Origin of the sequence: Rothia mucilaginosa ATCC 25296, assembly GCF_000175615.1 — a bacterium.
GTDB classification, from domain to species: Bacteria; Actinomycetota; Actinomycetes; order Actinomycetales; family Micrococcaceae; genus Rothia; species Rothia mucilaginosa.
Map to the genome: position 1 here is coordinate 1 of NZ_ACVO01000008.1, position 715 is coordinate 715.

General features: G+C 55.5%; 1 protein-coding gene. It reads right to left on the minus strand.

Annotated elements, in window-relative coordinates:
- Positions 1-23 precede the first annotated feature (23 nt).
- The coding region (locus tag ROTMU0001_RS02330; RefSeq protein ID WP_005507914.1) for an IS3 family transposase at positions 24-715 on the minus strand (692 nt) is incomplete at its 5' end.

Genomic DNA, 715 nt, shown 5'->3' on the forward strand with positions numbered 1-715 from the left:
GTGACATGCTCTGGACAAAACCATTATGCAAGCGTTCTGACATAGGTCTCATGCTGATACTGCCAACCCATATCCGAATGCAAGACCGGTTCAACCCCTGCAGGTTTGGCCTCCATGAGTACCTGAAGCATCTGTTGCTGCTGGGCAAGATTAGGGCACATCGAGATGGAATGGGCGACAATCTCTTTACTGGCAAAGTCGTAAACCGGAGCAAGGTAGGCCTTACCGAAGGAAAGCTTGAACTCGGTAACATCGGTACCCAACTTCTGCCAAGGACCATCAGCCGTGAAGTCACGACCGATGATGTTGGCGAAACTTTGCCCCACCTCCCCCTTGTAGGAGTTGTACCTGTGGTAGGCCCTCTCACGGCGTATACCGCAACGCAACCCCATCTGACGCATCATCTTCAAGACCGTCTTATCAGCGATCCGCTCCCCTTCCTCAGCACGCAGGCACATAGCTACCTGCCTGTGACCACACCCGTTGGGGGTTCGCGAAAAGATCTGGGCGACCTTGGGACGTAGCTGCACTCTGGTTGGCTGCTGGGGGTGAGCCAGTGCGTAGTAGTAGCTCGACCTGGCAAGGCCAGCAGCTTCGAGGAGATCACGCACCGCGTGTCCATGCCCTGAAAGCTCAGCGACCACTAGGGCTTTGTCCCGGTTTGGGAGCGCTTCTGCGCCTTCAGGGCAATCGATTTTTTTAGGTACGCCACCTG